At 61.9% G+C, this 8,307-nt stretch carries 6 protein-coding genes; all 6 read right to left on the bottom strand.

Annotation, left to right across the window (positions count from 1 at the left end; translation table 11 throughout):
- Positions 1-242 (bottom strand): transposase (locus tag BM145_RS04415; RefSeq protein WP_143090102.1); only part of this gene is annotated, 242 nt, incomplete at its 3' end.
- A gap of 222 nt (positions 243-464) precedes the next feature.
- Positions 465-2,804 carry an EcoAI/FtnUII family type I restriction enzme subunit R gene (hsdR, locus tag BM145_RS04410; protein ID WP_093331703.1) on the bottom strand — a complete coding sequence of 780 codons (2,340 nt, stop codon included), beginning with the start codon at positions 2,802-2,804 and terminating at the stop codon, positions 465-467.
- Entirely contained in the window at positions 2,801-4,501 is a 1,701-nt protein-coding gene (locus tag BM145_RS04405) for a restriction endonuclease subunit S (protein ID WP_093331701.1), read from the bottom strand. Before BM145_RS04405 ends, hsdR begins: the two co-directional genes overlap by 4 nt.
- An 11-nt stretch (positions 4,502-4,512) precedes the next feature.
- The gene (locus BM145_RS04400; RefSeq protein WP_093331699.1) at positions 4,513-5,964 is read right to left on the bottom strand and encodes a class I SAM-dependent DNA methyltransferase; all 1,452 of its coding nucleotides are present in this window, start codon (positions 5,962-5,964) and stop codon (positions 4,513-4,515) included.
- 38 nt (positions 5,965-6,002) lie between these two features.
- The gene (locus tag BM145_RS15585) at positions 6,003-6,425 is read right to left on the bottom strand and encodes a hypothetical protein (RefSeq protein ID WP_143090101.1); all 423 of its coding nucleotides are present in this window, start codon (positions 6,423-6,425) and stop codon (positions 6,003-6,005) included.
- Between the two features lie 164 nt (positions 6,426-6,589).
- Positions 6,590-7,810: a tyrosine-type recombinase/integrase gene (locus tag BM145_RS04395; protein ID WP_093331696.1), complete on the bottom strand. Its 1,221-nt coding sequence runs from the start codon at positions 7,808-7,810 to the stop codon at positions 6,590-6,592.
- Positions 7,811-8,307 lie beyond the last annotated feature (497 nt).

Raw genomic sequence — 8,307 nt, 5'->3', positions numbered from 1 at the left:
GCCGGCACCACTTCCTCGCCGGCTGCCGCGGCGGTCAACGCGCCCTGGTTCATCAGCCTGCGCCACGTGAAGACCTGGCTGCCGCTGATGCCATGCTGCCGGGCGACGAGCGACACGCTCATGCCGGGCAAATACGTCTCCTCGACGATCCGGACCTTCTCTTCCGGTGTCCATCGCCTCCGGCGCTGAACACCGGAAAGGACCTCGCCGTCATTGTAACGCCTGGTCGTACCGTCAGTCATATGCCTCACTCTTATCCAAGAGCGAGATCCTGTCAGGTCATTTAGGGGGCCACCTCAGGCGCTTTGCCCACGCTCGAGGGGCGAGTGTCGCGAGCATGTCGAGCGTCTGGCTTGTTGTTATCAGCATGGCTGTTCCGTTCACCCCGGCAGTTGACCACAGCGGCGCCGACCATTCGCCGGGAACTTCAGACATTCACAAAATGGAATGCGCTGGCGAGCCGCTCAATTCCGGTTCTCGCCCCCGTACAACCCGCGCTGGAACCCCAAGAACGTCGAGCGTATTTCCGCCACCGATCCAAGCTCGCGCACGGCATCCATTGGTGTGCCGTATTTCAGTTCCAGCAGCGCGGGCAGCTTACCGTCGTCCAGCTCGCTCTCGCCAACTACCGCATACTGCGCCAGCACGAAGTCGAGAAAGTCTCGCTGCTTGTCGCCGTATCGGGAAAGGATCGCGTCGCGGCGGGTGTTTGCCCGCTCGCTCCGTTTCAGCGGCGGGCGTGCATAGGCGATGAAGGCCAGGACGTCGAACAGGTCGCTATCCTGCGCGTCGGCAGCGCGGCGGATGCCGTCTAGCGCCTCGCCGGTAAAGCCGCGTTCGGCCAGCCCTTCGACAAGCTCGCGTCGCGTGTCCGGCTGGCTCCAGAGGGCGCGCAGCTCATCCTCATTGCGGAACAGGTCGGGTAACTGGCCGAACAGCTCTTCGATGAACTGCTGCGCGGACATAGGACGCCCGTCCACGCTCCAGAAAGTTGTGGCGCTAATATGCTGGAACGCGCGTTCCTTGCCGTCCGCCAGCCGGATCACCAGCTTGGACTTGGGCGGCTCAGGGTCCGGCCCGGGTTCGGGCAGCACCGGCGGATCGCCTTCCGGCTTCCCGTCGCGCGGTCCCTTGGGCGGCTCAGGGGCCAGCGGCTCGCCATCCCATTCGGGATCGTTGAAGTGCTCATAGGCCTTCACGAAATCGAGGATCGTGAAATAGTCCTTGCCGTCGAACAGGCGCGTGCCCCGCCCGATGATCTGCTTGAACTCGATCATCGAATTGACCGGGCGCATCAGCACGATGTTGCGGACGTTCCGCGCATCGACCCCGGTGGAGAGCTTCTGCGAGGTCGTCAGAATCGTCGGGATGGTCTTGTCGTTGTCCTGAAATGTGCGCAGCCACTGGTCGCCGATCGCGCCGTCCGAAGCGGTAACGCGGACGCAATAGTTCGGGTTGGTGCTGGTCTTCACCTGATTGATCAGGTCGCGGACGATGCCGGCATGTTCCTGCGTCGCGCAGAACACGATCGTCTTCTCGCGCTGGTCGATCATGTCCATGAAGGTGCGGACGCGGTACGCCTCACGCTCGCGGATTTCGATGGTGCGGTTGAAGTCGCCTTCGGTGTAGCGCTTGCCGTCCTCCACCTCGCCTTCGACCACGGCATCGTCGGAGGTATAGACATATTCGTCGATCGTCGTGCCGATCTGGCGGACTTTGAACGGCGTTAGATAGCCGTCGTTGATCCCCTCTTTAAGCGAGTAGGTGTAAACCGGCTGGCCGAAATACGCGTAGGTATCGGCGTTGTTCTTGCGCTTCGGCGTGGCGGTTAAACCGATCTGCACGGCGGGCGCGAAATAGTCGAGGATCGCGCGCCACTCGCTTTCATCCTTCGCGCCGCCGCGATGGCACTCGTCGATGATGATGCAGTCGAAGAAATCGGGCGGATAATCGCCGAAGTAGGGCGCGGGATCGCCGTTAGCGTCAGTGCCGCTGGTGAAAGTCTGAAAGATGGTGAAGAACACGCTTGCGTTCTTCGGCACCGCGCCCTTCTTCTTGATGTCGCTCGGCGTAATCCGCGCCAGCGCACCATCGTCGAAGGCGGAGAAGCTGTTGTAGGCCTGATCGGCGAGAATGTTACGATCGGCTAGGAACAGGATGCGCGGGTGCCGTGTCGGCTGGCCCAATGCCTTCCAGTCGGAGAGGTTCCAACGGGCATGGAACAGCTTCCACGCGATCTGGAAGGCGATGGCGGTCTTGCCAGTGCCGGTGGCGAGCGTCAGCAGCACCCGGTCGCGGTTCTCGCTGATCGCCTCCAGCACGCGCTCGATGGAGTTATGCTGGTAGTAGCGCGGCTCGAAGCGCCCGCCGCCGGTTTCGTAGGCGACGGCGGCGAAGCGGTCGCGCCAGCGGTTCGCCTCGGCAAAGGTGGCGTCCCACAGTTCCTGCGGTGTGGGGTAGGCATCGACCAGCCCTTCCGCGCCAGTTGACATGTCGATGCGGTAAATCTGCTTGCCGTTACTGGCATAGGCGAAGCGGCATTGCAGTCGGGCGGCATAGTCCTTCGCCTGCCCGACGCCCTCGGTATAGCTCTTGGTCGCCGCCTTGGCTTCGAGCGTCGCTAGCTTGGTGTTGCGATAGACCAGCACATAGTCGCAGGAGAGCGCGCGGGCGCGCTTTCCCTTGCCCATGAGCCGGCCGGGCGCGATCACCTCGCGTCGGGTACGGCTGCCATCGACCACACCCCAGCCGGCCTCGCGCAGCGCGGGGTCGATCAGTTCTGCGCGGGTTTCGGCTTCGTTCAAAGGAGCAAGGCCTCCTGCCCACCGACGCGCTTGGCTGTGCCGTCTGGCACGATGTTGTTGTTACGGATGAAGCGGATTGCGTCGTGGAACCTAGAGGGGTCGAAGCGTAGCTTGTCGCGATGCCATCTATCACGAGCAGCCAGCACGATGTCGTCATCCGTTGCTGCGCATCGGTCTATGATCAGGTTGTTCCACGCCGCATATGTCGTAGCAATCAACTCGGCAAAATCCCGGTCCATATCGACCAGCAACTCAATCGCTTTTTCGACGGCCGAGCCGGCAATGGCCGTTCTCGCTTCTTTGATCATTCCCGAATATGCCGACAGTTTCTCAAAATCATGGCCACCGCCGCTTCGTTTGTTGAAGCGAAAGAAATGCTGTGATCTTGCCCAGTCCCATGTGGCATGGCGGTGCGTTGCATCGTCGGGTCCTGCCGCCTCACGCGAAGGCTGGCGACCAAGATCAACGCTGCCAATCGCCTCAACCATGTGCAGGATTTTCTCCGCCTTCACGGTGCCAAAGTTTCGAACGCGATTTTTTGCGACGTGCCGTTCGTAAGCAAATGCAACGACTTTTGCAGCGAACGCCGGTGTTGCGAAGTCGCTATCCAACGCGGCAGCCGTTTTGGCCTTTGACGTCAGCTCGCCGGAAAATGCGCGGTGGAGAAGGGATTGCTTGAGAGCGGCCAAAGCCTCCAACCGTGTTTGTCGGTTGGCCTCCCATTTGCCAATCTGTTCAGCTAATTCATCCAGTTCGGCCACCAACCTTTCCCGCTGATCCATCGGCGGCAGAGGCACCGGTATCTGGTTCAGTGCTTTCTGGTTCAATTTGGGTTGGGCCATACCGCTCACCCATGGCGCGACGCTGATCGAGTTGATGTAAAACTCGACGAGCCGTTGCGTTGCCATGTCATCGAAGTTCAAGATGTGGGCGTGGTTGTTCACCCACGCCTTGCCCGTGATCGAAAAAGCGATGGGATAGGTGCGCATCAAAAGGTTTGCGCCATCTTCGGAAACCAGCAGTAGATCGTCATCGAAAAGATGGTCGCGAACGCTGTCTACCTGACCTGACGCGCCATAGTATGGAATATCACCGGCAATCCGATCGGATTTTGTGACGGGCCGCCGAAGGTAGTCCCAGTTTTCCGAAATGTCAGTAAGCCGATAGATCGCCCATCCGTCGTCAGTGTGATCAAAGCTTTCACGAAATGCCGCATCAAACAACTCCCGCGCGTTGGCGAGGTTCTGCTGGGCGTTGGCGCTTGCGATCGCGATGGCGGCGAACGCCTCATCCAGCACCGCCACAATCCGATGCTGTTCTTCGAGAGGCGGCAGGGGGATTGCCACCGTAGCCAAGGATTTCTGCGTGATCTGAGGCTGCGCTACGCCTGTGATTGTCTTGGCAATCGCGTCCGAACCGTCGAGGAAGTACCGCAGGAACTCCTTCGATAGCCGATGGTCTCTCGGCTTAATTACCATCGCGTTGCCAGTGATCCACGATTGCGGCTCCGAGACGTTCACCGAACCACATGAACCACGACAGCCTAGGAGTACTTCGCTCTCTTCGTGGTTGTAGGAGTGATAGCGGCCTATGACGCCGTTCGCGCCATAGACGGGGAACGCCCCGTCGTTGTCCATGTCCTTCCGCCCGATGGTTTGCGGCTGATATGCGCGGCAGACCTCAAGCAGCGGAATCATTTGCCATCCGCTCACAGCAGTTCCCTCACCCGCGCCAGAATCTCCGCGCTGTCGGCATCCAGCGCAGCGATCTCGTCGAGTATCTCCTGCGGGCTGCGCAGCGCCTCGGCTTCGGGCGCATTGGGATTGCGTACGGTCAGGTCAAAGGTCACGGGATCGAGCGTGTCCGCCGCCACGCTCCACGCGTTCGGTCCTTCGGCGAAGCTCGCCTGCCGTTCGATGAAATCCGCCATGTCGGCATCATTCAGCGGGTTGGTCTTGCCCATATTGCGGCCGGGGTCGAGCCGGTAATACCAGATGCTCCGGGTCGGCTCGCCCTTGTCGAAGAACAGCACCACGGTCTTGACGCCCGCGCCTTGAAAGGTGCCGCTAGGCATGTCGAGCACGGTGTGTAGGTTGCAGCTTTCCAGCAGTTCGCGGCGCAGCGCCACGCTGGCATTGTCGGTGTTGGACAGGAAGGTGTTCTTGATCACCACCGCCGCCGATCCGCCCGCCCGCAGCGACTTGATGAAGTGCTGGAGAAACAGATAGGCGGTCTCCCCGGTCTTGATCGGGAAGTTCTGCTGGATTTCCGGGCGCTCCTTGCCGCCGAAGGGCGGGTTGGCCAGGATGACGTCGAAGCGGTCCTTTTCCTGAATGTCCAGCACCGGTTCGGCCAGCGTGTTGGTGTGGACGATGTTGGGCGCTTCGATACCGTGCAGGATCATGTTCATCGTGCCTATGACATAGGCGAGAGACTTCTTTTCCTTGGCGAAGAAGGTGCGCTTCAGGAGCCGTTCGCGATCGGCCGTCGTCTTCGCCAGCGGCAGGAGATAGTCATAGGCTTCGCACAAGAAGCCACAGGATCCGGCCGCGCCGTCGTAGATTGTGTCGTTCAGCGTCGGCTTCACCACCTTGATCATCGCGCGGATCAGCGGGCGCGGAGTGTAATATTCCCCGCCGTTGCGACCGGCATTGCCCATGTTCTTAATCTTGGCTTCGTACAGCTCCGAAAGCTCGTGCTTCTGCGTCTGGCTGCCGAACGACAGCCCGTCGATGGCGTCGATCGCGTCGCGCAGCGAGTAGCCCGACTGGAACTTATTGCGGATTTCGCCGAAAATCTCGCCGATCTTGTATTCGATGGTGTCGGCGCTGGTAGCTCGTCCCTTGAAGCTTTCCAAATAGGGGAACAGCTCGCGGTTCACATAAGCGATCAGGTCCGGCCCGGTCTTCGCGCGGTTGTGATCGAGCCGGCCAGCGGCATCCTTCGGCGCGGCCCACAGGCCCCAACGATGCGCAGCGTCGATGATCGGCGTATAGACCTGTCCGCGCAGCTCGGCATCGGTGGCGCGAGCCGCCTCTAGGTCGTCAAGATATTTCAGGAACAGCAGCCAGCTCGTCTGTTCGGTGTAGTCCAGCTCGGACGCGCAGCCGGCCTCCTTCCGCAGAATATCGTCGAGGTTCTTGAAGGTCTGTTCGAACATGGCATGGGGCTAGCAGGGGCGGGCACTGGGCGACAAGCTCATCGCGGCCCGAACCGGCTTAGGTCGCGTGCCATCGCGGCCTTCACGAGCGCGTCCATGATGCTGCGCTGGATCAGCTCCGGGCAGATGCCCAGGTCGCGATGGTTCTGCGCTTCATCGAACTCCCACATGGCAGCGGCGGACAGCAGCAACTGATCCTCATCCGCCAGTCCGCTGGAGTAGGATGCAAGATATGGATATACGTCTTGCTCCCAAGCTGTGCGAAGCGGCCCATGCGGCCCCTCTTGCCACTCGTGGCAGAACTCATCCCAGCGAGTGCGATGGCCGGCATCTCCGTAGACGCCAGCAGCCTTGGCGCGGCGTAGCGTGTGAATGATTCTGTTGGCCGTCCTGCCGTTCAGCGCGCGTGCGTAGGCGCGTACCGCTTTGAACGCTTGCTCTTCAAGATCGTCGAGTTCCATCGCGTCCACTCACTATAGGTCGCTGCGGTGAGCGCCAAACCGGCGGCGCATCCAGCCGGTATGTCTCGGGACGACCGTCAAGCCGAGAAAAAAGGAAGGCACGTCGTCCAGAGCCGTGTCGCGAATTAGCAACTTTCGCAGCTTTAGCAGCCGCCTCCCGCTGATCACGCGCGGGCGCTGCCCGCCGCCAGCCGCACAACGTTGCCGGCATTGTCGCCGCAGAAGCTCGCCCAAGCGTCCATGAGCCCGCGTCGCTTGTTGAACAGGTCGCCGCGCCGGTATGCGGCTTCGGCCTTGTTCCCGATCGTGTGCGCCAGCGCCATTTCGCAAACCTCATGCGGAAAGCCGGTCGTCTCGCTTGCCCAATCGCGGAACGCGGAGCGAAAGCCGTGCGCCGTCACGGCCGAGCCCATCCGGCGCAACAGCATCGCCATTGCCATGCTCGACAACGGCTTGCCGCCCTTGGCGCTCGGGAACACAGGGTCGGTTGGCTTTGCCTTTGCGGCATCGCGGGCAGCATACAGGCCGCGCAGAAGCTCCACAGCGGGCGCAGAGAGGGGCACGCGATGTTCACGGCCCGCCTTCATGCGCCTAGCCGGCACGGTCCACACGGCGCCCTCCAGGTCAATTTCCGTCCATGTCGCCCCAAGCACCTCGCCAGAGCGGGCGGCAGTCAGGATCGCATATCCCAGCGCCCGCGCTGCCGTCGCCTCGCGCCCGCGTAGATCGGCCATGAAGGCTGGCACGTCCGCATAGGGTAGAGCCGTGTGGTGCCCGCGAGATAGCCGCTGCCGTTTTGGCAAGAGCTGATCAAGGTGGCCGCGCCAGCGGGCCGGGTTCTCGCCGGACCGCAGCCCCTTTGCCTTGGCCGCATCAAGCACGTTCTCAATCCGGCCCCGCAGCCGCTCCGCAGTCTCGGGCGTCCGTTGCCATAGCGGTTGCAGTACCTCCAGAATGTCGCGCGTGCTGATCGTCTCCACCATGCGCGGGCGGATAGGTGCGGCATACTTCGTGAGCGTCATCGCCCACTGAGCGGCATGCTTCGCGTTGCGCCACGATGGCCGCATGGCTTCCACATAGGCGTCGGCGACCTCGCCGAACGTCTGCCGTTCCTGCTTCTCGCGCGCGGAGCGGGGATCGCCGCCACTGGCGAGGATCGTCCGCAGCGTGCCGGCCTCCTTGCGTGCGTTCGCCAGCGACAGGTCGCGCCCGCCGCCAAGACCAAGCTCCGTCCGCTTGCCGTCGCGCGTGTACATGAACACCCAGCGGCGCCGGCCATTCGGATCGACCGACAGATACAGCCCGCCGCCATCAGAGTGCCGGCCGGGAGCCTTGATTGTCGCCGCCGTGCGCGGGTCCAGCTTGTTGAGGGTGCGCGTCGCCATGTCCGGTCCTACTCCGGCCCCACTGCCGGTCCCACTTTCTATGCCGGATTTAGGCGAACGTCCATAAGTGATGCTGGACAATGCAGCAGTGAAAACCGGTTCCTACAAGGAGATGGAGAGGCATAAGCGCACGTCAGCAACCAATCGCGGACAATAGGTTTGGCGGACACCCTCTCCGCCAGTTTTCCTCGGGGATATAACGCGTTAGCCTTCATTGGCAGCCATCGTGCCGACTACTGTGCCCATTGTTCGCTTGGCTGTGCGCGACCGTGGGCGATCATTCGAGAAAAGCTCAAAGCGCAGCTACTGCTTGTTCAACAACGGCAAGGCATGCGCGTCGCGACGTGGAACGGCTCCATACGCGAGCATTCATGGCGGAGTGCCGCCATTCCGCTTCCGGAGACACGGCAGCCCCCCCTACGTCCGGAACTGGCCGCCGATCGGCTGATCGCCGCGTGACCAATATCACCCGCTCCCCGAGCTTGTCGCTCTCCGCA

Origin of the sequence: Sphingomonas rubra, assembly GCF_900115745.1 — a bacterium.
Lineage (GTDB): Bacteria > Pseudomonadota > Alphaproteobacteria > Sphingomonadales > Sphingomonadaceae > Sphingomonas > Sphingomonas rubra.
Note: the sequence above shows the minus strand (reverse complement) of the source record. Positions and strands in the feature narration are given on the sequence as shown.

What these genes read in the sequence shown, in the direction of transcription:
- BM145_RS04405 (WP_093331701.1), bottom strand. Translation starts at nt 4,501, where the DNA reads ATGATTCCGCTGCTTGAGGTCTGCCGCGCATATCAGCCGCAAACCATC.
- BM145_RS04400 (WP_093331699.1), bottom strand. Translation starts at nt 5,964, where the DNA reads ATGTTCGAACAGACCTTCAAGAACCTCGACGATATTCTGCGGAAGGAG.
- BM145_RS15585 (WP_143090101.1), bottom strand. Translation starts at nt 6,425, where the DNA reads ATGGAACTCGACGATCTTGAAGAGCAAGCGTTCAAAGCGGTACGCGCC.
- BM145_RS04395 (WP_093331696.1), bottom strand. Translation starts at nt 7,810, where the DNA reads ATGGCGACGCGCACCCTCAACAAGCTGGACCCGCGCACGGCGGCGACA.